Genomic DNA, 21,115 nt, shown 5'->3' on the forward strand with positions numbered 1-21,115 from the left:
GATGCTGCCCGCCGACCGCTTTCCCGCCCACCGACTGAGCAGCGACAGCCAGCCCCCGCGCACCCTGGTGGAGCGGGCCTACCTGGCGCTGCGCCAGGACATCGTCAGCGGCACCCTGGCGCCCGGCGCCCGGCTGCGGGTGGAACACCTGAAAGACCATTACGACGTGGGCGCCGGCACCCTGCGCGAGGCCCTGGCCCTGCTGCTGTCCGACGCCCTAGTGGTGGCCGAGGGACAGCGCGGCTTCCGCGTCACGCCCATCTCCCTGGCCGACCTGGAGGACATCACCGCCACGCGGGTGATGCTGGAGACCGACGCGCTGCGCCAATCCATCCGCCATGGCGATGGCGACTGGGACGCCCAGCTGCGGGCGGCCTTCGAGCAGCTCAGCCAGGCCGAGCAGCGCCGTGGCGGCCTGGACCCGCTGGAATGGGAGCAGGCCAACAAGGCCTTCCACGAGGCCCTGATCGCCGCCCACCGCTCGCCCTGGACCAAATACCTGCTGAGCATCCTGTACCGCCAGGCCGAGCGCTACCGCCACGTCGCCATCCGGCTGGGCGCCCAGGCGCCGCAACACCGCGACGTGCACCGCGAACACACCGACATCTTCCAGGCCGCCATCGGCCGCCAGGAGGCGCGCGCGGCCCTGGCCCTGGAAGCCCACATCCAGCTCACCTGCGACCTGCTGCGCCAGGCGGTGCGCGACGACCCCTTGACGGCGCTCACCCTGCCGCAGGGGCTGATCGCGTAAGCTGGCGCACCGCCCCGGGACGGCGCAGGGGCACTGGAACGCTGCCATGCAGGCGTCTCGAAATTGGCGTCCAATCACGCCCATTCGAAAACAAGAAGCGCCCACCCGCATGCCCATCCGACTGAACGAGCTCACCCCTGAACGCCTGTCCGGCCTGCGTCGCGGCATCGAGAAGGAGAGCCTGCGCAGCCTGCCCGACGGCTCGCTGGCGCTCACGCCGCATCCGCCGCTGCTGGGCTCGGCCCTGACCCACCCCTTCATCACCACCGACTTCAGCGAATCGCAGGTCGAGCTGGTGACCGGCGCCCACCCCACCGCACTGGCCTGCCTGGCCGAGCTCGACAGCCTGCACCAGCTCACCTACCAGGCCATCGGCGAAGAGCGGCTGTGGGTCTCGAGCATGCCCTGCCACCTGCCGCCGGACGACCAGATCCCGGTGGCCCACTACGGCACCTCCAACATCGCGCAGGCCAAGACGGTCTACCGCATGGGCCTGAGCCACCGTTATGGCCGGCGCATGCAGACCATCTCGGGCATCCATTACAACTGGTCTCTGCCGGAGCTGAGCAGCGCCGAGTACTTCGCGCTGATCCGCAACTTCCGCCGCCATTCCTTCCTGCTGCTCTACCTCTTCGGCGCCTCGCCGGCGGTGGACGAGGGCTTCGTCGCCGGCCGCCCGCACGGCCTGCAGAAGCTCGGCCGCCACAGCCTGTACCTGCCGCACGCCACCTCGCTGCGCATGGGCCGGCTGGGCTACCAGAGCGACGCCCAGGCCAGCCTGCGGGTGAGCTACAACTGCCTGGACAGCTACGCAGCCTCGCTGCAGGAGGCGCTCACCCGCCCCTACCCGGCCTACGAGGCCATGGGCATCCGCGACGACCACGGCGACTACCTGCAACTGGGCACCACGCTGCTGCAGATCGAGAACGAGTTCTACGGCACCATCCGCCCCAAGCGCGTCATCCGCTCGGGCGAGCGGCCGCTGCATGCGCTGCGCGAGCGCGGCGTCGAGTACGTCGAGGTGCGCTGCATGGATCTCGACCCCTTCGAACCCCTGGGCATCAACACCCTGACCTCGCGTTTCCTGGACATCTTCCTGCTGCACTGCGCCCTGAGCGACAGCCCGGACGACACGCCCGAAGAGATCAACGCGATGGTGCTGAACCTGCACCGCACCGCGGCCCGCGGCCGCGAGCCCGGCCTGTTACTGGAGCGTGGCGACCAGACCTTGCTGCTCACCGAATGGGCCGCCGAGCTGCTGGCCGAGCTGGAGCCCATCGCCCGCTACCTGGACAGCTCGCCGCTGGGCAGCGGCCACCAGACGGCCCTGACCGAGGCGCGCCAGCGCCTGGCCGATCCGGCGCTCACGCCCTCGGCCCGGGTGGTGACCACGCTGCAGCAGAACGGCATCGAGCACGTGGACTTCGTGCGCCAGCGCTCGGACGCCGTCTGGCAGGCCTTCCAGGGCCGCAAGCTGGACCCGGCCGCCCAGGATCGCTGGACCCGCATGGCGCAGGAATCCCTGGCCGAACAGGGCCGGCTGGAGGCCGGCGAGACGCAGGACTTCGAGTCCTTCCGCCAGAACTATGTCAGCGCCCAGCGCCTGGGCTGAATCCCCGACAGGCGCAGGCGCATGCTGATCCCCGATGAGGCCCTGCTGGCCTGGAACCCGGCCGACCGCGCCGAGGCCCAGGCCCTGATCGCCGCCGTGCAGGCCAGCGCCCAGCGCCACGCCGCCGAGCTGCCCGAGCCGCCCCCGGAGCCCACCACTTGCTGCGGCCGCGGCTGCATCGGCTGCGTCTGGGAGGGTTACTACAGCGCCCTGGCCTACTGGCGCGACGAATCCGTGTTGCGCTGGGCCAACTGAGCCTGACGACGCTCCGTCCCCAGCCTGACCGCTGGCTGTCCCGCGGGCCCGGGGTCTTGGGCGCGACACACGACCATGCGAGGATGCCGGGTTAACCTCTCCGTGCCTCCTGCACACGACGAGCGAGCGTCCCATGCAGAACGAACAGCGTTTCTTCGCCCGTGCGGCGGTCGAGTCCCCGGTCAACCGCTGGGACTGGGCCCTGCTGCCCGTGGTGCTGGCCGCGCTGGTGCTGCTCGCCTACGCGGCCATGGGCATGTCGCGGCCCTTCCATGTGGGCGACCCGATCGCCCTCTCCCTGGACCCCTGGCAGCTGCCCTACTACTTCCTGCGCACCACGCTGCGCATGGCCGTGGCCATGGTGGCCTCGCTGCTGTTCGCCGGCATCTTCGCGGTGCTGGCGGCCAAGAACGCCACCGCCGAGCGGGTGCTGGTGCCGCTGCTGGACATCCTGCAGTCCATCCCCATCCTGGGTTTCCTGTCGATCACCGTCACCGGCTTCATCGCCCTGTTCCCGGGCAATCTGTTCGGTGTCGAATGCGCGGCCATCTTCGCCATCTTCACCTCGCAGGCCTGGAACATGGCCTTCAGCCTCTACCAGTCGCTGCGCACCGTGCCGGCCGAGCTGCAGGAGGCCGCCCGCGTGTTCCAGCTCTCGGGCTGGCAGCGCTTCTGGCGCCTGGAACTGCCCTTCGCCATGCCCGGCCTGCTGTGGAACATGATGATGTCCATGTCCGGCGGCTGGTTCTTCGTCGTGGCCTCGGAGGCCATCAGCGTCTCCAACCAGAGCATCAAGCTGCCGGGCGTGGGCTCCTACATCGCGCTGGCCATCGAGGCCCGCGACCTGGGGGCCATCGGCTGGGCCATCGCCTGCATGCTGGGCGCCATCCTGCTGTACGACCAGCTGCTGTTCCGCCCCCTGGTGGCCTGGGCCGACAAGTTCCGCTTCGAGGAGGGCGGCAGCGGCGCGGCGCCACAGTCCTGGTTGCTGACCTGGCTGCGCCGCACCCGCGGCACCCAGGCCCTGGGCGCCTGGCTCGTGGGCCAGCTCGAGCGCACGCTGGTGCTGTTCCACCGCCGGCACGACGGCACCTCGATCCGCGCCCGCCCGCGCGCCGCCACCTGGCCGGTGCAGCGGGCCTGGGACGCCCTGATCGCCGCGGTGGTGCTCTACGCGCTGTGGAGCCTGCTGCGCTTCGTCCACACCGAGGTGGGCTGGGCCGAGGTGGGCCATGTGCTGTGGCTGGGCTGCCTGACTCTGCTGCGGGTGAGCGTGCTGATCGCGCTGGCGGCGGTGGTCTGGGTGCCGGTGGGCGTGTGGATCGGCATGAACCCGCGCTGGTCCGATCGCCTGCAGGCCGTGGCCCAGTTCCTGGCGGCCTTCCCAGCCAACCTGCTGTTCCCGGTGGCGGTGATCGCCCTGGTGCACTGGCACCTGAACCCCAACATCTGGCTGTCGCCGCTGATGGTCTTCGGCACCCAGTGGTACATCCTGTTCAACGTCATCGCCGGGGCCTCCAGCATCCCGACCGAGCTGCGCTTCGCGGCCCAGAACCTGGGCCTGAGCGGCTGGCTGAAGTGGCGCCGCTTCCTGCTGCCGGCCGTGTTCCCCAGCTTCGTCACCGGCGCGCTGACGGCCAGTGGCGGCTCCTGGAACGCCAGCATCGTCTCCGAATACGTCACCTGGGGCGACACCACGCTGCAGGCCGAAGGCCTGGGCAGCTACATCGCCCACATGACCGCGGTGGGGGACTTCCCCCGCATCGCGCTGGGCATCGGCGTGATGTGCCTGTTCGTGATGGGCCTGAACCACCTGGTGTGGCGACGCCTGTACCGCATGGCCGAAGACCGCATGCATTTCTGAATCCGTCGGACCGCACACATGAGCAACGACATCCTCCAACTGCGTGGCGTGGGCAAGTCCTTCCGTGGCGCGGACGGCCGCAGCCGCGCCGTGCTCGACGGCGTGGACTTCACCCTGCGCGAGGGCGAGATCGTCGCCTTGCTGGGCCAGTCCGGCTCGGGCAAGAGCACCCTGCTGCGCATCATGGCCGGCCTGGTGGAGGCCGACCAGGGCGATGTGCGCTACCGCGGCCAGCCGCTCTACGGCCCGGCCCGGGGCATCAGCATGGTGTTCCAGTCCTTCGCGCTGTTTCCCTGGCTGACGGTGCAGCAGAACGTCGAGTTGGGGCTGGAGGCCCGCGGCGTGGCGGCCGAGGTGCGCGCACAAAAGGCCCAGTCGGCCATCGAGCTGATCGGCCTGGCCGGCTTCGAGGGCGCGCTGCCGCGCGAGCTTTCGGGCGGCATGCGCCAGCGCGTGGGCATCGCCCGGGCCCTGGTGACCGAGCCGCATGTGCTGCTGATGGATGAGGCCTTCTCCGCGCTGGACGTGCTGACCGGCGAGCGCCTGCGCGAGGACATCCTGGAGCTTTGGACTTCCGGCCAGATGCCGACCCGGGCCATGCTGGTGGTGTCGCACAACATCGAGGAAGCCGTGATGATGGCCGACCGGGTGCTGGTGTTCGCCAGCGACCCGGGCCGCGTGCGCTCCGAGCTGGCCATCGCCCTGCCCCATCCCCGCGACGCCGAGAGCGCCGAGGTGCGCGCCCTGATCGACCAGGTCTACGGCCTGATGACCGGCGCCCGCACCGGCACCATTCCTGCCGTGGCACCGGCCCTGGCCACCCGCCTGCCCGAGGCCGATGTGGCCCGCATGGACGACCTGCTGGAGCTGCTGGCCGACGAGCCTTTCAACGGCCGCGCCGACCTGCCACAGCTGTCCGAGGAATCAGAGCTGACCGACGCCGAGCTGCTGCCGGCCGCGCATGCAGTGTCGCTGCTGGGCCTGGCCCACCTGGCCGATGGCGACTTGCAGCTCAGCCCGCTGGGCCGGCGCTATGTGGACGGCTCGCACACCCTGCGCCACCAGGTCTTCGGCCAGCAGCTGCTGACCCATGTGCCGCTGGCCGCGCACATCCGCCACAGCCTGGAGCAGGAGGCCACCGGCGAACTGCCCGAGGCCCCCTTCCTGCGCCTGCTGAGCGAGGCGCTGGAGCCCGCCGAGGCTCGGCAGGTGCTGCAGACCATCGTCTCCTGGGCCCGCCACGGCGAGGTCTTCGAGTACGACTTCAACGCCCGGACGCTGCATCTGCCCGACGACAGCGGCGACGACACCCCCTGAAGCAGGCGACCGCCGCACTGCGGGCGATACACTCGATCGCCTATGGTGGAAGCACATGTCCTGATCGGCAACCCGAACACCCGCAAGTCCACCCTGCTGCGCTGCCTGAGCGGCTGCTTCAACCGCAGCGTGCGCGACATGGAGACGGTGCGGGGTGACAAGTTCAAGCTCTATGCCCGGGCCTCGGCCCTGCAGGAAAGCCGCACCACGGTGGCGGCCTTCCAGGAGGAAGTGGCGCGCAGCCGCTGCCAGCAGGTGCTGTTCTCGCTCTGGCCCGGCGCCCATCCGCACGACGCCCAGGCCTGGCCTGACGCCATCGCCTACCTGGAGGCCCTGCAGCGCGCCGGCTGGGTGATCCGCCATGCGGCGGTGCTGGGCGCGCAGCCGCTGCGCCCGCCGGCCCAGTCGGTCGTCACCCTGCCCAGCGTGCTGGACCAGCCCATCAACACCAGCGCCGCGCAACTGCGCCAGCACTTCGGCTGGAAGTGAGCTGGCGGTTCAGGCCGTCTGGGCCCGCCGCTGCACGGTGACCGGCACTTCGGCGCCGGTGGCCGCCTGCCGCGCCCGCAGCTGGCCACAGCCACCGTCCACATCCTGCCCCGCCGAATGGCGCAGCTTGGTCAGCACGCCCTGGCGGTGCAGGCGGCGTGCCAGTTCGGCCGCCTTCTCCCAGGCAGGGCGCTGGTAGGGCAGATCGGGCACCGCGTTGTAGGGAATCATGTTGAGCATGGCGTAGCGGCCTTTGAACATGGCCACCAGCGCGTCCATTTCGGCATCGCTGTCGTTCACGCCCTCGATCAGCGTCCACTGCACCTGCAGCGGGTAGCCGGTGGCGCGGGCATAGGCCTCGGCCCGGTCCATCAGTTCGGCCGGCGCGATGCGCGGCGCGCGCGGCAGCAACTCGGCCCGCAGATCCGCCCGCGTGGTGTGCAGCGACAGCGCCAGCGCCGGCTTGACCCGCCCCAGCGGCAGGCGCTCGAAGGCGCGTTCATCCCCCACGGTGGAGAACACCAGGTTCTTGTGGCCGATGTTGCCCAAGGTGCCCAGCAGCTCGATGGCCTCCAGCACGTTGTCCAGGTTGTGGGCCGGCTCGCCCATGCCCATGAACACCACCTTCTTGACCGGCCGCAGCCGGCGCGCCAGCGCGACCTGGGCCACGATCTCGGCGCTGCCCACCTGGCGCAGCAGGCCGTCGCGCCCGGTCATGCAGAAGCGGCAGCCCACTGCGCAGCCCACCTGGGTGGACACGCACAGGCCGTCGCGCGGCAGCAGCACGCTCTCCACCGTCTGGCCATCGTTCAGGGCCACCAGCAGACGGGCTGCGCCATCCTCGGCCGGGTGCTCGGACTGCAGGCGCACCAGGCCGTCCAGCGTGGCCGTCAGGGCCGGCAGATCCTCCCGCACCGCCTGGGGCAGGAAGTGCTCGATCTTGCGGCGACTGGCCTCCATGGGCTTGGCCTGCACCCAGTGGCGCAGCACCCGGTCCTGGTGGACCGGCAAGGCCCCCAGGGCCTGCAGACGTTGGCGGAGATCGGCAATGCGCATGGCCGGATTGTCGCCGTTCGGGTCCGAAGCGCCCTGGAGGGGGCTGAAGGGCGTATGCTTGCATCTGGTTACTTCGGATTGCCATGCCCCCTCAGCTGCACTATCTCGACTTCGACTTCAGCGAGGACACCGATGGCCACGGCGTGTTCGACGCCATGGCCTCGGTCGGCCCGCCGCTGTGGACGAACCTGCAGGACGAAACGGCCCGGTTGCTGGACTGGGCCCTAGACCGCTTCCCCAACGGCCCCGGGCCGCTGGAAGACGGCAACGACTGGCAGTTCGAACTGGCGGCCAGCCGGGAGTGGTCGGCCGACGAAGGCCTGAGCTACAACACCTCGAGCCGGCGTTTCAGCAGCCAGCCCAGCGATGCCCGCGCCGTGCGCCACACGCTGGCCCTGACCCTGAGCGGCAGCGTGGCCTTCTGCGAGGCGCTGCGCGCCGCCTTCCCGCCCAACGACGACTGAGGCTGTCGGAATCCCGGTTCAGAGGAACATGCCGCCCGAGACCTCGATGCGCTGGGCATTGACCCAGCGCTGATCGGGCGACAGCAGGCTGGCCACCATCGGGCCGATGTCCTCCGGCACGCCGGCACGGCCCAGGGCGGTCTGGGAAGCAATGAAGCTGTTGACCTCCGGCCGGTCGCGCACCGCGGCACCGCCGAAGTCGGTCTCGATGGCACCGGGCGCCACCGTGTTGACCGCGATGCCGCGCGCGCCCAGCTCCTTGGCCAGGTAGCGGCTGAAGACCTCGATCGCGCCCTTCATCGAAGCATAGGCGCCGTAGCCGGGCAGGCTAAAGCGCGTCAGCCCCGACGAGATGTTGACGATGCGCCCGCCGTCGGTCAGCAGCGGCAGCAGGGCCTGCGTTAGGAAGAACGGCCCCTTCAGGTGGATGGCCACCAGGGCGTCGAACTGGGCCTCGGTCAGCTCCGCCAGCGGCGCGTAGATGCCCACGCCCGCGTTGTTGACCAGGGCCTGCAGGCGGCGGCCACCCCAGGTGGATTGCAGCGCCGCATCGACCTGGGCGGCAAAGGCGGGGAAGTGGCTGGCCTGGCCCACGTCCAGGGCCAGGGCCACCAGGCGCCCGCCCAGGGTCTCGACCTCCTGCCGCAGGGCCTCGGCCTGGTCGGCGCGCTCGCGGTAGGTGATGACGAGATCCCAGCCACGCTGGGCCAGGGACAGGGCCATGCTGCGGCCCAGGCCGCGGCTGGCGCCGGTGATGAGAGCGATGGGACGTTCGGACATGTTCAGCTCCACAGGAGATTGACGATGCCCTCAGCTTATTGATCGCCAGGGATCTGATAAACACCCTCTTCCTGGCATCACTGTTCTTGAGTGATAAACAATGAAGCCATGGATGCCCTTGATCAGATGCGCGCCTTCGTGCGCGTGGCCGAACAGGCCAGCTTCACCCGCGCCGCGCAGGGTCTGGGCTGGCCCCGGGCCACCGTCACCCTGGCCGTGCAGGGCCTGGAGGCCCGGCTGGGCACCCAGCTGCTGCACCGGACCACCCGGCGCGTCCACCTGACCGAAGACGGCCAGTCGGCTTACGAGCGCTGCCTGGAACTGCTGGATGGCCTGGACGATCTGGGCACGCTGTTCCGGCCGACCACGGCCCCGCTGACCGGGCGGCTGCGGGTGGACATGCCCTCGGCGCTGGTCGTGCGGCTGCTCTCGCGCCTGCCGGAATTCCTGCGCCTGCACCCGGCCCTGCAGGTGGAGTTCAGTGCCAACGACCAGCGGGTGGATCTGGTGCGCGAGGGTTTCGACTGCCTCATCCGTGTGGGCAGCCTGCAGGATTCCACGCTGGTCGCGCGCCCCATCGGCCAGATGCGCCAACTCAATGCCGCCAGCCCGGCCTACCTGGCCGCCCACGGCACCCCCCGGGATCTGGACGATCTGCGCCAGGGGCATTGCCTGGTCCGTTACGCCGTGGGCGGCCACCAGCGCCCGGCCACCTTTGAGTATCTGGACAGCCAGGGCCAAACCCGGGAACTGGCCTTGCCGTACCCATTGACCGTGAATTCCGCTGACGCCTACCAGGCCGGCTGCCTGGCGGGCCTGGGCATCATCCAGGCGCCTGAGTCCGGTTTGCGCGCCCTGTTCGAATCGGGTCGCCTTGTGGAGATCCTGCCCGACTGGCAAGCGCCCCCGATGCCGGTCAACTTCCTCTACGCCAGCCGACGCCATCTGCCACGCCGCGTCCAGCTCTTCATGGATTGGGCGGAGGGAATACTATCTTCATGGACACATCGTACTGATAATGATTCTTATTAATATAAGAATCCCTCATCGAAAACCCCGACCAAATCCCTCAGAGGTCATCCAAATCAAATTCAGAGGCGTTCACACGAGGTAGGATCAGATTCAAACGTCATGTGCTCATGACGAACAGGTCTGAGGCCACCCTCCTGGGTGGCGAAAGCCGCATCGTGTTGGCGAACCCTCTCGACAGGCGGGTTTGCCGATGTCCTGAACGCCTGTCCTCTTCACGGAGTTTTCATGTCCACCAATCGCCGCGTCTTCATGATGACCGTCGCCGCCGTCGGCACTGGCCTGTCTGCCGCCCGCGCCATGGCCCAAGCCAAGCTCGACGAGAAGGACCCGCAAGCCGTCAGCCTGGGCTACGTGGCCGACACCGCCAAGGCCGACAAGAAGAAGTACCCCAACCACGCTGCCACCCAGCAGTGCAATGGCTGCGCCCTGTTCCAGGGCAAGGCTGGCGACGCCGCCGGCGCCTGCAGCCTGTTCGGCGGCAAGACCGTGTCCGGCAAGGGCTGGTGCAGCGCCTGGGCCAAGAAGGCCTGATCCCGCCCCTGTCCCAGGCTGTGGCCAGCCGTCGCCTGGGCTTGGTACCTTCGAAGGGAACGCATTTCGCGTTCCCTTTTTCATTGGCGATCCTTCGCATACAAACAGGCTCACGCCACGAGCCACCGTAAAGCCCTGCTGCCTTGCACGGCCTGCGCTTGGTGTCCTTGGATGGACGGTCTACCATCGCCCACGAGACGCCGCTGACACAAGAGGCGCTCGCCGCGAGGAGACAGCCGGCATGGACGCCATCCGCAACGTGTTGGTCACCGACGCCCAGGGTGCACCGACCACGCGACACCGCCTGATGGTGTCGAACGACTGGGACCAGGTGCAGCATTGGTGCCGCCAGGTCTACATGCCCTACGAGGCAGCGCCCGTGGGGGCCGCGCGCCGCCCGGACTCCGTGCTGGATGCGATCCGCATCGGTCACTTCACGCTCAGCCGATTCAGCTACGGCATCCCGGTCCACCTGACCGGCTTCTCCGAGGCAGCGGGATCCGGCATGGTGCTGACCACCTTGCGGGGCGCCATCCGGCACTGGTCCGGGGGTCGCGCCTACAGCGACACCGGTATCGGCGAGGCCTTTCTCGTCGACAACTCGCGTGCGCCCTACTGGCTAGACGCCAATCCTGATCACCTGCAGGTGAACCTGACCTTCCAGCACGATGCGATGGCGGCTCTCCACGAGCACTGGTTTGGCCAGCCGGCCGACGAGCAGATGTGGGCGCGGCAGTTTCGCTTCGGCGGCCTGCAGTCCAGCTGGATCTGCCTGCTGTCCTACGTGTGCCGCTGCATCACGGAGACGCCCGATGCCGTCGTGCAAGGCTCTCTGGGTCGCCACCTGGAAGAGGCCATCGGCATGCATCTGCTGACGCTGTGGCGGCAGCAGCTGTCGAACCCACAGCCTCCTCGACTGCACCGCCTCGCGCCGCGGCATGTGCTGGCCGCGGAGCAGTACATCCAGGACCATCGCAAGAACGCCCCGACCCTGAGCGAGCTGGCGCGCAGCGCCAACGTGAGCGTGCGAACCCTGAGCGCGGCATTCCGCGAATACCGGGGCTGCACGCCCATGGAGGTCTTGCGCGAAGCCCGTCTGGCCGGTGTGCGCGATGAGCTGATGGTCGCGCCCCCGGGTGCCAGGGTGCGCGACGTGGTCGCCGCATGGGGCTACGCGAACCTGGGCTTGTTCGCGGCGAGCTACCGGCGGCGTTTCGGAGAATCCCCTTCGGCCACGCTGGGCCGGCGCTGAGCGCTCAGAAAATCTGCAGCAAACGCAGATTCAGGCGTTGGGATTCCCTGAACCCATCGCGCACGCCCAGGTCGCGGTTGAACATGGCCAGGAGCTGCGTGGTGGGGCGCACGAACCAGCCCACACCCAGGTTGAACTTGGACGTCGACTGCCGGTTGTCCTGGTCCACGCCCCCGAGCCGCGTCTCGCCCCCGGCCGTGTAGAAGAGGCCCAGGCGCAGGTCGACCGTGGGGCTGGCCCGGTAGCGCAGGTGAGACTGCAGCGCGAACAGCGGCTTCTGCGTGAGCCGCGTGCGGCCTCCACTGCCGTCGTCGGCATCGTTGTTGGCCCCGAAAAGGGTGACGTCCCCGACCAGATCGAGCAGCACGCCATCGGCGATGGGCTGGATGTGGCCGTACTGCACGGCCAGCTTCCAGCGGTTCTCGCCGAGGTTCAGTGCGCGCGTGCGCTGGTAGTCGCCCGTGGGCAGCCACACATAGCCGGCCAGCCCGTCCTGCACGGCCTCGCCAGGCTGAGAGAACCAGCCCGATGCTGCGAGGATGATGTCCGCGGCACCGCTCTCGTGGCCCAGCGCGGCCAGGTCGCCCTTGGCAGAGAGCCGTCCGTAGGGCAGGAAGATCTGCGGGTTGACGATGTGGCCACCGACCTCGGTGTAGTGCACCAGGCGCAGCACGCCGACGTCCGAGTCCAGGCGTGCATCGATGGGGACGCGGTCGCCCTGGCTGTAGAGCGATCGACGCTGGGCGTACTGGCCGTACAGCACCGCCAGATCGGTGCCTGCAGGCAGGGCCGTGTAGTCGCCGCCTTCCACGTCGATGGCGTGGGCTGTGGTGCCGAGTTGCATCGTCAGCACGGTCAGCGCGACGAGCTTCAGCGCGCGCATCCAATGTTGCGTGTTCATTCTGGAATCCTTTCAGGGTGAGTTCGCCCCCCACGGGCGCATGCCGCGGTCCGCGCAAGGCAAGGTCATCAGCTTGTCCGCCTCGCAGGCAGACGACAGCGTTCAGGCGGGAGTGGCCAGCAACTCGGCCAGATGCTTGTCCACCTGACCGGCATAGTCCGCGTGCGTGCCGAAGAGACCGAGGTGACCGTCGATGCAGTCGATCGGACGGAACTCGCTGCCGGGGATCAGGCGCTGCTCGGCCAGGCAATCGGCCGGCGGAAAGAACATGTCGTGGCTGATGGGCATCACGAAGGTCTTGGCCCGGATGCGCCCCAGGGCCTGTTTCAGATCGCCCTGGGTGTGGCGGCTCACATCGGCGTGCTGCCACTTCCAGGCCATGCACAGCAGGTTGTTCGGGTCCATCGGACCGAAATAGGCCTGCATGAAATTCGTGATGAAGTCGTCGAGCGACGAGAAGCCCAGCGCCTGGGGCCGGCGCTGCTGGAAGAACTCGGTGCTCCAACCCATGACGGCCCACAGCTTGGCATGGCGCAGCAGACCGCGGTGCACTTCGCCCGGGGCCGCGTAGAAGCCATCGGCAAAGGCCGGATCGGATGTGATGGCTTCGACCAGTGTCTGGGCGAACAGGAAGTCATGCACCGTGTTCTTCGCCGTCCCGGCGATCGGCGCCGCGCGTCGGACCATGTCCGGATAGCGCACGGCCCACTCGTAGGTCTGCTGCGCCCCCATCGACCCGCCCACGACGAGGGCCAGGCGCTCCAACCCGAAATTCTGGGTGAGCAGCCGGTGCTGGGCGCGCACATCGTCGCCGATCCGCACCCGCGGGAACCGGGCACCACCGGCGGGGAAGGGGGTGTTGTGCGGCGAGGTCGACAGGCCGTTGCCGATCTGGTTGACGACGATGATGAAGTACCGGGACGGGTCCAGCGCGCGACCCGGGCCGATGTAGGCCTGCTCCATGATCTTGCTGGTGCCCGAATACCAGGTCGGCACCAGGATGGCGTTGTCCTTGGCAGCGTTGAGCGTGCCGTGGGTGGCCACCGCCAGCTGGCAGTTGCGGATCGTGCCGCCCTCCTCCAGTTCGAGCGATCCGATGTCATGCAGCGCGAACGGTCCGTGCGCCTCTTGCGTGTAGTACGTGTCAACCATGTTTGTGTCTCCTGTCCGGGCGGAATCGTTGGATTCATCCTGCCGGCGCCCGACGGCCTGGCAGGTGCCCGGATGCTAGGAACGAGCAGGCGGCCGCGGACGCCGCCACAGGGGCGTTCCGCGGAATGATTGCCAGACCGAGACAGGCCCCTGCCGATCCGAGACAGTGCCGCCGCACCCCGGGGCGGGAAACTCCCCGTACGCCCGCGGCACGCTGGCGATAACCTGTGCACGGATGCCGGTCCACAAGACCGGCATTCGCACTCATGCCTGCCTTGCGCCACCACTCCACCCTTGGCGAACACCTCGCCCGCAGCGTGCGGGGCCGCCCCGGTGCGCCGCCGTGGGGGCCGTTCAGACGTTTCATCACCCCCGATTCCTGAACACACGCACAAGGAGTGGTCATGACCTCTCATGACAGCAACCCGATGGGCCTGATGGGCTTCGAGTTCGTCGAATTCGCCTCGCCCAACCCCGGTCAGCTTGAAGAGCTGTTTCCCCGCATGGGCTTCACGCTGGTGGCCCGCCACCGTTCCAAGCAGGTGCTGCTGTACCGCCAGGGCGGCATCAATTTCGTCGTCAACAACGAGCCCCACAGCCAGGCCGCCTACTTCGCGGCCGAGCATGGCCCCTCGGCCTGCGGAATGGCCTTCCGCGTGCGCGACGCCCACCAGGCCTATGCCCTGGCGCTGTCGCGCGGCGCCCAGCCCGTCGAGATCCCGACCGGGCCGATGGAGTTGCGCCTGCCGGCCATCAAGGGCATCGGCGGTGCACCGCTCTACCTGATCGACCGCTTCGAGGAGGGCAAGAGCATCTACGACATCGACTTCGAGTTCCTCGAGGGCGTGGACCGTCACCCCCCCGGCTTCGGCCTGAAGGTGATCGACCACCTGACCCACAACGTCTACCGCGGCCGCATGGCCTTCTGGGCGCGCTTCTACGAGAGCCTGTTCAACTTCCGCGAGATCCGCTACTTCGACATCCAGGGCGAGTACACCGGCCTGACCAGCAAGGCGATGACGGCGCCGGACGGGCTGATCCGCATCCCGCTGAACGAGGAATCCAAGAAGGGCTCGGGCCAGATCGAGGAGTTCCTGATGCAGTTCAACGGTGAGGGCATCCAGCACGTGGCCTTGCTGACCGACGACCTGCTGGGCACCATCGACCAGCTGGCGCTGGCCGGCATCCCGCTGATGACCGCGCCCAACGAGGCCTACTACCAGATGCTCGAGGAGCGCCTGCCCGGCCATGGCCAGCCGGTGAGCGAGCTCCAGACCCGCGGCATCCTGCTGGACGGCAGCACGGCCGGCGGCACGCCGCGCCTGCTGCTGCAGATCTTTTCGCAGACCTTGCTGGGCCCGGTGTTCTTCGAGTTCATCCAGCGCCGGGGCGACGAGGGCTTTGGCGAGGGCAACTTCAAGGCCTTGTTCGAATCGATCGAGCGGGACCAGCTGCGCCGCGGCGTGCTGGAGACGGCATGAACGGCCCCGCTCCCGTGAACGCCCCGCCCCTGCCCGCGCTGCCCTTCCGGCTGGGCGGCGTGCACCATGTGGCCTACCGCTGCAAGGACGCCAAGGAGACCGTGCTCTGGTACCGGCGCATGCTGGGCATGGACTTCGTGCTGGCCATCGCCGAGGACCGGGTGCCCTCCACCAAGGCGCCCGACCCCTACATGCACGTCTTCCTCGACGCTGGCGGCGGCAACGTGCTGGCCTTCTTCGAGCTGCCCACCCAGGCGCCGATGGGCCGGGACCCGGCCACGCCGGCCTGGGTGCAGCACATCGCCTTCAAGCTGCCGGACCGGGCCGCATTGCTGGCCGCCAAGGACCACCTGGAAGCCCAGGGCGTGGAGGTGCTGGGCGTGACCGACCACAGCCTGTTCCACTCCATCTACTTCTTCGACCCCAACGGCCACCGGCTGGAGCTGTCCTGCCCGGACCCGGACGAGGCCGCGCTGCAGGCCCGGCTGGACGAGGTGAAATGGGCCATGCTGGAAGAGTGGTCGCAGACGCGCCGCGCACCGCGCCATGCCGCCTTCCTGCACGAACGTGAGCTGGGCTTGCCTGCGGAGGCCAGCCGATGAGCGCCCCTCTGACCGACGCCACCCACGACCCGGCGGTGCGCAGCTGGGTGACCAGCGCCAATGCCCCGGACAGCGACTTTCCGCTGCAGAACCTGCCCTACGGCCGCTGGCGCAAGCCCGGCGAGACGGCCTGGCACCTGGGCGTGGCCATTGGCGACCAGGTGCTGGACCTGGCCGACGCCGGCCTGCTGCCCCATGCCGACATGAACCGGCTGATGGCCGCACCACTGGCGGAGCGGCGCGCCCTGCGCCAGGCCCTGTTCGAGGGCCTGCGCGAAGGCAGCCCGCGGCAGGCGGCCTGGGCCGGCGCGCTGCACCCCGTGGCGGGGCTGGAGCTGGGCGTGCCCTGCGAGATCGGCGACTACACCGACTTCTACGCCAGCATCCACCACGCCACCACGGTGGGCCGGCAGTTCCGGCCCGAGCAGCCGCTGCTGCCCAACTACAGCTGGGTGCCCATCGGCTACCACGGCCGGGCCTCGTCCATCGTGGCCAGCGGCCAGCCGGTGCGCCGACCGGTGGGGCAGACGCGTCCGCCCGAAGGCCAGAGCCAGCCCCGCTTCGGCCCCAGCGCCCGGCTGGACTACGAGCTGGAGCTGGGCCTGTTCGTCGGCACGCCCAATGCGCTGGGCGAGGCGGTGGACCTGGCCGAGGCCGAGTCCCACCTGTTCGGCGTGACCCTGTTCAACGACTGGAGCGCACGGGACCTGCAGGCCTGGGAATACCAGCCGTTGGGGCCCTTCCTGGCCAAGAACTTTGCCAGCACCGTCTCACCTTGGGTGGTGACGCTGGAGGCACTGGCGCCATTCCGCGCCCCGCTGCAGCGGCCGGACAACCAGCCCGCGCCCCTGCCCTACCTGAGCAGCGCGGACAACCAGCAGCACGGCGCGCTGGACATCACGCTGGAGGTCTGGCTGCAGACGCCGGCCATGCGGGCCGCCGGCCACGCCGGGGACCGCCTGTCCACCAGCAACGCGGCCGATGCCTTCTGGACCCCGGCCCAGCTGCTGACCCACCACACGGTGAACGGCTGCAACCTGCGCAGCGGGGACCTGCTGGGCACCGGCACGCTCTCGGGCCCCACGCCCGAACAGGGCGGCTCGCTGCTGGAGCTGAGCGCGGGCGGCAAGCAGCCACTGCCGCTGAGCAACGGCGAGCAGCGCAGCTTCCTGGAGGACGGCGACACGGTGATCCTGCGCGGCTTCTGCCAGCGGCCGGGCTGGCGCCGCATCGGCATGGGCGAATGCCGGGGCACGGTGCTGCCAGCGCGCACGCCGCGCTGACCCCACAGCGACAAGGGCCTCAGCCCACGTCACTGCCGCAGCGGCTGCCGCGGCGCCGGGCCTTGTCCTCGTACATGTCGCCATCGGCGTCGCGCACCAGCTGCTCCAGGTCCTCGTGGCCGCCGCAGAACAGGCGGATGCCGACGCTGGCGCCGTGCGCATGGCACACCTCGCCCCACTCGAAGGGCTGGCCCAGGGCCCGCTGCACCTTGTCGCGCACGGCCAGGGCGGCATGCTGGGCATCGGCCTCGGCCTGCCCCAGGCCTTCGCAGATGATGACGAACTCGTCGCCCCCCAGGCGGCCCACGGTGTCGCTCTCGCGCACCACGGCCTGCAGGCGGGCCGCCACCTCGGTCAGCAGACGATCGCCCACCGCATGGCCATGGCGGTCGTTCAGGTCCTTGAAGTGGTCCAGGTCGACAAACACCACGGCCGCGTGGTCCCCGGTGCAGCGCGTGTTCTCCTGAGCACGGTGCAGGCGCTCCATCAGCATCCGCCGGTTGGGCAGACGGGTCAGCGGATCCAGGAAGGCCAGGTCGCGCACCTCTTTCTCGATGGCCTTCTGGCGCGTGATGTCGCGGGCGATGCGTGAGGCGCCCAGCACACGCCCCAGGCTGTCGCGCACGGGTGACAAGGCCACCGACACCGGGATGCGGTGTCCTGCCTGGTTCAGGCGCTCCGTCTCGAACGGCTCGATGGTTTCGCCCTGGCGCAGGCGTTCCAGCAGGGCCAGTTCCTCCGACAGCTTGTCGGCGGGGAAGATCCGCACCATGGGCTGGCCGAGCATCTCGTCGGCCCGGTAGCCGAACAGCGCTTCGGCCGCCGGGTTCCAGCTCGTCACCAGACCTTCGGGCGTGGTGGAAATGATCGCGTCACGCGAGGAGTTGACGATGGCCTCGCAGCGCCCCTCCATCAGGTCGATGGCCCGGCGTGAACGCTGCAGCAGCGACAAAACGGTCAGGAAGGCCACGACGATGGCCGCCAGCGCCAGCCCCAGCACGCTGGCATCGACCCGGTTCCAGCCCTTGGGAAAGTCCGTTTCGGGCAGCCCCACCAGCAGGTAGAGCGGATGGCCCTGCACGCGCCGGTAGGCGTTGATGCGCGGGATGCCATCCACGGCCGTCACGGCCACGTATTCGCCCTGCCCGGGTGCCGCCTGCACGGCCTGGCGCAGTTGCGTGGAGACCTCACTGCGGCCGACGCCGGCCTGCGAGCCCTCCGGCCAGGGGTGTCGGTAGACGAGGGCCAGGGTGTCGCTGGTGCGCAGCGTGGCGGCGCCGGTGCGCCCCAGGTCGATGCCCTTGAAAACCGCGCCGAATTCATCGACGGCGAGTTCGACATGGACCATGCCGGCCAGACGCCCGGCCGCGGTATGCCAAGGCAGTGAATAGACCAGCACCCAGGGCCCACCGGCCGCACTGCGGAATGGCCCGCTCTGCAGGACCTCGTCGCTGCGTCGCCAGTCCAGGCGGTCCACATCGGGCAGATCAGGGGTCGCTCCAGCCGAGGCCGGCCAGACGCTCTGCAGCCGGCCCTGGCCGTCGGTCAGACAGAGCCGGTGCACGATCGGCACGGCCTTCATCATGGCCAGGATCTCCCGCCCCAGGTCTGGCGACACCGGCAGCGGCTGGTCCTGGACACGCACGGCCACCAGGCGCAGCAGCATGTCCACCCGGCCGAGCAGATCGCCCACCCGCCCATCCATCAGGCGCGCCAAGTTCTGGGTGGCGGCGGCCGCCCGTTCACGTTGCCTCACCCGCTCTTGCCAGAGGGACACCGCCGCCAGCGACACCACCAGGGCGGCCACCACCGACGTGACAATGGCCGCAACCAGCACCAGCGAACGGCGCGATGCATCGCGGACACCAGGAGCGAACCGAATGGGCATGCGACGTCTTCCGGGAGGCGACCAACGCCCTGGCAGCATGGGCGCCGGCAAAGTGTTGCACAAGCCCGGGAACCCGCAAGCCGACTTCTCTGTGCGGTATCACCCAAGCCGCGCCGGCCCGCTGGCGGGTCCCGTGCGATCATGCCAAGGCAACAGGAGTGCGCCCGCAGGCATGGAAGACACAGCAGTCGTGGTTTGGGGTCAGTGCGAATTGCGGCCGCTGCAGCGTGAGTTGCTCATTGCCGGCCAGCCTCGTCACCTGCCCCCGCGGGCTTTCAGCCTGCTTCTGCATCTGGCCCGGCAGCGCCACCGCGTGGTGCCCAAGCAGGAACTGCTGGATGCGGTCTGGGGCAGCACCGACGTCTCGGACAACGTGTTGGCCCGCACCGTGATGGTGGTGCGCCAGGCGCTGGGCGACAGTGCCGAGGCACCGCGCCTGCTGCGCACCGTGCACCGTGTCGGCTACCGCCTGCAGGTCGACGATGCACCGGCGGCCAGCGCGTCCCGGTCCTCCGGTGCCCGCCCCCGCCTGGCCTGGCTGCCGGTGCACAACGACACCGGCGACCCCGGTCTGGACTGGGTCATCTGGGGCCTGCCGCTGCTGTGCGCACGCGAGCTGATGGAAGACGAGCGCTTCAGCGTCCTGGCCAACGAGACCGTGCAGCACGCGCTGGCCACGCTGGGCGGCTCGGCAGCGGCCCCGCAGGACGAAGCCCGCCTGCGGGCCCTGCTGGGCGTGGAGGTGCTGGTGCATGCCCGGCTGGAGCGGCAAGGGCCGGCGCTGTCCCTCGACTACAGCCTGCAGGGGTTGGCCAACGTGCAGGGCCAGCTGCAGGAAGCCGATGTCAGCCTGTTGTCTCTGCGCCTGGTGCAGGCCCTGGAGCGGGCGCTGGTCCCGGCGCCGCCCTGGCGGCACGCCGCCACCCCGCCGGCCGATCCGCTGGTGCGCCAGGCCCTGGGCCGTGCCACCGCGGTGAGCGCGCAGGAACACTGGGACCAGGCCGCCCGCCTGCTGCGCGTGGTGCTGGACGTGTGCCCCGACGACCTGTGGGTGCGCATCCAGTACCTGCGCGCGCTGGCCAATCTGGCGGACCCGCAGGCCCTGGTGGTGGGGGACGAGGTGCTGCGGCTGGCCCAGACACGGCAGGATCCGCGGCTGATCGCCGCGGCCCACGAGGCGTGCGGGCGGGCCATCCTCAACCTCGGCGGGCCCGAGGCGCTGGTCCGGTCGCAGCACCACCTCGACGCCGCCCTGGCACTGACCCCGGCCTTCGAGGAAGAGGACTGGGTCTGCCGCGTCTACCTGGGCCAGGCCATCGGGGCGGAGATGCAGCGCGACTACCCGCGCGCGGAGCGCTTCTACCGCCTGGCCGCGCGCGCCAATGCCCCGACCGGCAACCGCCTGCGGGAGACGGTGATCCTGTCCAACCAGGCGGTGCTGGCCTGCCACGGCGGCGAACTGCTGCTGGCGCGGGAGCGCGGCCTGGCGGCCCTGGCGCTGTGCACCGAGCACGGCCTGACCGCCAACCTGGTGGACGTGCTGGGCTGCCTGGCGCTGACCGAAGCCGGCCTGGGCCTGTGGGACAGCGCCCGGGCCCGCTGCGAAGCCGCCCAGGCCAAAGTGCAGGCCCTGCCCCGCAACGAGCACGACAGCGCGGCCTGGGTGGGGCTGATCGCCGGCTGGCTGACCCTGGAAGGCCAGGGGCCGCGAGACTGGCATGAGGCCGCCATGCAATGCATCGGCGCGCTGGACCTGACGCAGCCCCGCGTGGCACTGACCTGGTCGCTGGCCGAGGGTCTGCAGGCCGCGCTGGCAGACCAGCCGGCCCAGGCCGATGCCCGCTGGGACGCGGCCCTGGTCGCCTTGACCGAAGCCGGTCATCTGGAGTTGGTGCACCTGCTGCTGCGCTGGCGCGTGGGCCTGTGGCGCCACCGCGGCCAGCCCACAGACCTGGCGGCCTGGCAGGCCACGGCCCAGGCCCTGCCCGCCTGGGCCGAAGACCGTGCGCTGCAGGCGACCTGGCACCACGCCCTGGCCGCCCAGGCGATGCAGGACAGCGGCCCCGACGAGGCCCTGGCGCTGCTGCAGGCCGGGCTGGCCCTGGCGCCCTCGGGCCACACCCGCCACCTGCTGGCCACCGATGCGGCCGGACTGCTGCTGGCCCAGGGCCGCCTGGCAGACGCACGCCTGTGCCTGCAAGGGCTGGGCTGCTGGCTTGAACGGCACCCCCTGGGCCGGTGGCTGGTCCAGCGCCTGGACGCGGCCCAGGCAGAGCCGGCCCCCGCCGTGGCAGAGCCGGCCTGGCCGCCCCACCGGCTGCCCTCGTGGGATCCCATGATCATGGTTTCGTCATCAATTGGGCAGGACTTCCCACCGCAGGCTTCTTAAGGTGACACACCCCCTG

At 69.7% G+C, this 21,115-nt stretch carries 19 protein-coding genes; 14 read left to right on the forward strand and 5 right to left on the reverse strand.

Annotated elements, in window-relative coordinates; translation table 11 throughout:
- Position 1: 1 nt before the first annotated feature.
- The 6 genes from M0L44_RS01880 to M0L44_RS01905 all read left to right on the forward strand — a co-directional run bounded on the left by M0L44_RS01880 (position 2) and on the right by M0L44_RS01905 (position 6,288).
- Positions 2-751 carry a GntR family transcriptional regulator gene (locus M0L44_RS01880; RefSeq protein WP_252767907.1) on the forward strand — a complete coding sequence of 250 codons (750 nt, stop codon included), beginning with the start codon at positions 2-4 and terminating at the stop codon, positions 749-751.
- Positions 752-860: 109 nt separating this feature from the next.
- Positions 861-2,363: a glutamate--cysteine ligase gene (gshA, locus tag M0L44_RS01885; RefSeq protein WP_252767908.1), complete on the forward strand. Its 1,503-nt coding sequence runs from the start codon at positions 861-863 to the stop codon at positions 2,361-2,363.
- A gap of 21 nt (positions 2,364-2,384) precedes the next feature.
- Positions 2,385-2,618, forward strand: coding sequence for an oxidoreductase-like domain-containing protein (locus tag M0L44_RS01890; protein WP_252767909.1), 234 nt, complete (start codon positions 2,385-2,387; stop codon positions 2,616-2,618).
- 133 nt (positions 2,619-2,751) lie between these two features.
- The gene (locus M0L44_RS01895) at positions 2,752-4,482 is read left to right on the forward strand and encodes an ABC transporter permease (protein WP_252767910.1); all 1,731 of its coding nucleotides are present in this window, start codon (positions 2,752-2,754) and stop codon (positions 4,480-4,482) included.
- Between the two features lie 18 nt (positions 4,483-4,500).
- Complete coding sequence (locus M0L44_RS01900; protein ID WP_252767911.1) at positions 4,501-5,799, forward strand: ABC transporter ATP-binding protein; 1,299 nt, start codon at positions 4,501-4,503, stop codon at positions 5,797-5,799.
- A 45-nt stretch (positions 5,800-5,844) separates the two neighbouring features.
- Entirely contained in the window at positions 5,845-6,288 is a 444-nt protein-coding gene (locus tag M0L44_RS01905; protein WP_252767912.1) for a hypothetical protein, read from the forward strand.
- Between the two features lie 9 nt (positions 6,289-6,297).
- On the opposite strand, the gene M0L44_RS01910 is transcribed toward M0L44_RS01905, so the two are convergent.
- Entirely contained in the window at positions 6,298-7,344 is a 1,047-nt protein-coding gene (locus M0L44_RS01910; RefSeq protein WP_252767913.1) for an RNA methyltransferase, read from the reverse strand.
- Between the two features lie 83 nt (positions 7,345-7,427).
- Between M0L44_RS01910 and M0L44_RS01915 the strand changes: the two genes are divergently transcribed.
- A complete protein-coding gene (locus M0L44_RS01915) occupies positions 7,428-7,808 on the forward strand; it encodes a hypothetical protein (RefSeq protein ID WP_252767914.1) in 381 nt (126 codons plus the stop codon).
- Positions 7,809-7,826: 18 nt separating this feature from the next.
- Here M0L44_RS01915 and M0L44_RS01920 read toward each other — a convergent pair whose 3' ends face one another.
- Positions 7,827-8,588 (reverse strand): SDR family NAD(P)-dependent oxidoreductase, encoded by a 762-nt coding sequence (locus tag M0L44_RS01920; RefSeq protein ID WP_252767915.1) that lies wholly within the window; start codon positions 8,586-8,588, stop codon positions 7,827-7,829.
- A gap of 108 nt (positions 8,589-8,696) precedes the next feature.
- Between M0L44_RS01920 and M0L44_RS01925 the strand changes: the two genes are divergently transcribed.
- The 3 genes from M0L44_RS01925 (at position 8,697) to M0L44_RS01935 (ending at position 11,403) form a co-directional block, all read left to right on the forward strand.
- A complete protein-coding gene (locus M0L44_RS01925; protein WP_252767916.1) occupies positions 8,697-9,620 on the forward strand; it encodes a LysR family transcriptional regulator in 924 nt (307 codons plus the stop codon).
- A 225-nt stretch (positions 9,621-9,845) separates the two neighbouring features.
- Positions 9,846-10,151, forward strand: coding sequence for a high-potential iron-sulfur protein (locus tag M0L44_RS01930; RefSeq protein WP_252767917.1), 306 nt, complete (start codon positions 9,846-9,848; stop codon positions 10,149-10,151).
- A 241-nt stretch (positions 10,152-10,392) separates the two neighbouring features.
- The gene (locus M0L44_RS01935) at positions 10,393-11,403 is read left to right on the forward strand and encodes an AraC family transcriptional regulator (protein ID WP_252767918.1); all 1,011 of its coding nucleotides are present in this window, start codon (positions 10,393-10,395) and stop codon (positions 11,401-11,403) included.
- A 4-nt stretch (positions 11,404-11,407) separates the two neighbouring features.
- On the opposite strand, the gene M0L44_RS01940 is transcribed toward M0L44_RS01935, so the two are convergent.
- Together M0L44_RS01940 and M0L44_RS01945 are read right to left on the reverse strand one after the other, a co-directional pair.
- Positions 11,408-12,304, reverse strand: coding sequence for a transporter (locus M0L44_RS01940; RefSeq protein ID WP_252767919.1), 897 nt, complete (start codon positions 12,302-12,304; stop codon positions 11,408-11,410).
- A 102-nt stretch (positions 12,305-12,406) separates the two neighbouring features.
- The gene (locus M0L44_RS01945) at positions 12,407-13,456 is read right to left on the reverse strand and encodes an alpha/beta fold hydrolase (protein WP_252767920.1); all 1,050 of its coding nucleotides are present in this window, start codon (positions 13,454-13,456) and stop codon (positions 12,407-12,409) included.
- 404 nt (positions 13,457-13,860) lie between these two features.
- Here M0L44_RS01945 and hppD point away from each other — a divergent pair, with 404 nt between their 5' ends.
- The 3 genes from hppD to fahA are packed head-to-tail and all read left to right on the forward strand — an operon-like array spanning position 13,861 to position 16,822.
- On the forward strand, positions 13,861-14,937 hold the full coding sequence (hppD, locus tag M0L44_RS01950) for a 4-hydroxyphenylpyruvate dioxygenase (RefSeq protein WP_252767921.1): 1,077 nt from the start codon (positions 13,861-13,863) through the stop codon (positions 14,935-14,937).
- Positions 14,934-15,539 carry a VOC family protein gene (locus tag M0L44_RS01955; RefSeq protein WP_252767922.1) on the forward strand — a complete coding sequence of 202 codons (606 nt, stop codon included), beginning with the start codon at positions 14,934-14,936 and terminating at the stop codon, positions 15,537-15,539. The genes hppD and M0L44_RS01955 overlap by 4 nt, the downstream gene beginning before the upstream one ends.
- Positions 15,536-16,822, forward strand: a complete 1,287-nt coding sequence (gene fahA / locus M0L44_RS01960; protein WP_252767923.1) for a fumarylacetoacetase — start codon at positions 15,536-15,538, stop codon at positions 16,820-16,822. The genes M0L44_RS01955 and fahA overlap by 4 nt, the downstream gene beginning before the upstream one ends.
- Positions 16,823-16,841: 19 nt before the next feature.
- Here fahA and M0L44_RS01965 read toward each other — a convergent pair whose 3' ends face one another.
- Positions 16,842-18,710: a diguanylate cyclase gene (locus M0L44_RS01965; protein WP_252767924.1), complete on the reverse strand. Its 1,869-nt coding sequence runs from the start codon at positions 18,708-18,710 to the stop codon at positions 16,842-16,844.
- 172 nt (positions 18,711-18,882) lie between these two features.
- Here M0L44_RS01965 and M0L44_RS01970 point away from each other — a divergent pair, with 172 nt between their 5' ends.
- Complete coding sequence (locus M0L44_RS01970; protein WP_252767925.1) at positions 18,883-21,099, forward strand: winged helix-turn-helix domain-containing protein; 2,217 nt, start codon at positions 18,883-18,885, stop codon at positions 21,097-21,099.
- The last annotated feature ends 16 nt before the right edge of the window (positions 21,100-21,115 follow it).

The organism is Ideonella oryzae (assembly GCF_024055665.1).
Lineage (GTDB): Bacteria > Pseudomonadota > Gammaproteobacteria > Burkholderiales > Burkholderiaceae_C > Ideonella > Ideonella oryzae.

Bases quoted from the DNA above. Each gene is read 5' to 3' on its own strand.
- fahA (WP_252767923.1), top strand. From the start codon at position 15,536: ATGAGCGCCCCTCTGACCGACGCCACCCACGACCCGGCGGTGCGCAGC.
- M0L44_RS01935 (WP_252767918.1), top strand. From the start codon at position 10,393: ATGGACGCCATCCGCAACGTGTTGGTCACCGACGCCCAGGGTGCACCG.
- M0L44_RS01965 (WP_252767924.1), bottom strand. From the start codon at position 18,710: ATGCCCATTCGGTTCGCTCCTGGTGTCCGCGATGCATCGCGCCGTTCG.
- M0L44_RS01915 (WP_252767914.1), top strand. From the start codon at position 7,428: ATGCCCCCTCAGCTGCACTATCTCGACTTCGACTTCAGCGAGGACACC.
- M0L44_RS01925 (WP_252767916.1), top strand. From the start codon at position 8,697: ATGGATGCCCTTGATCAGATGCGCGCCTTCGTGCGCGTGGCCGAACAG.
- M0L44_RS01920 (WP_252767915.1), bottom strand. From the start codon at position 8,588: ATGTCCGAACGTCCCATCGCTCTCATCACCGGCGCCAGCCGCGGCCTG.
- M0L44_RS01895 (WP_252767910.1), top strand. From the start codon at position 2,752: ATGCAGAACGAACAGCGTTTCTTCGCCCGTGCGGCGGTCGAGTCCCCG.
- M0L44_RS01910 (WP_252767913.1), bottom strand. From the start codon at position 7,344: ATGCGCATTGCCGATCTCCGCCAACGTCTGCAGGCCCTGGGGGCCTTG.
- M0L44_RS01940 (WP_252767919.1), bottom strand. From the start codon at position 12,304: ATGAACACGCAACATTGGATGCGCGCGCTGAAGCTCGTCGCGCTGACC.
- M0L44_RS01900 (WP_252767911.1), top strand. From the start codon at position 4,501: ATGAGCAACGACATCCTCCAACTGCGTGGCGTGGGCAAGTCCTTCCGT.
- M0L44_RS01945 (WP_252767920.1), bottom strand. From the start codon at position 13,456: ATGGTTGACACGTACTACACGCAAGAGGCGCACGGACCGTTCGCGCTG.
- M0L44_RS01880 (WP_252767907.1), top strand. From the start codon at position 2: ATGCTGCCCGCCGACCGCTTTCCCGCCCACCGACTGAGCAGCGACAGC.
- hppD (WP_252767921.1), top strand. From the start codon at position 13,861: ATGACCTCTCATGACAGCAACCCGATGGGCCTGATGGGCTTCGAGTTC.
- M0L44_RS01930 (WP_252767917.1), top strand. From the start codon at position 9,846: ATGTCCACCAATCGCCGCGTCTTCATGATGACCGTCGCCGCCGTCGGC.
- gshA (WP_252767908.1), top strand. From the start codon at position 861: ATGCCCATCCGACTGAACGAGCTCACCCCTGAACGCCTGTCCGGCCTG.
- M0L44_RS01970 (WP_252767925.1), top strand. From the start codon at position 18,883: ATGGAAGACACAGCAGTCGTGGTTTGGGGTCAGTGCGAATTGCGGCCG.
- M0L44_RS01955 (WP_252767922.1), top strand. From the start codon at position 14,934: ATGAACGGCCCCGCTCCCGTGAACGCCCCGCCCCTGCCCGCGCTGCCC.
- M0L44_RS01890 (WP_252767909.1), top strand. From the start codon at position 2,385: ATGCTGATCCCCGATGAGGCCCTGCTGGCCTGGAACCCGGCCGACCGC.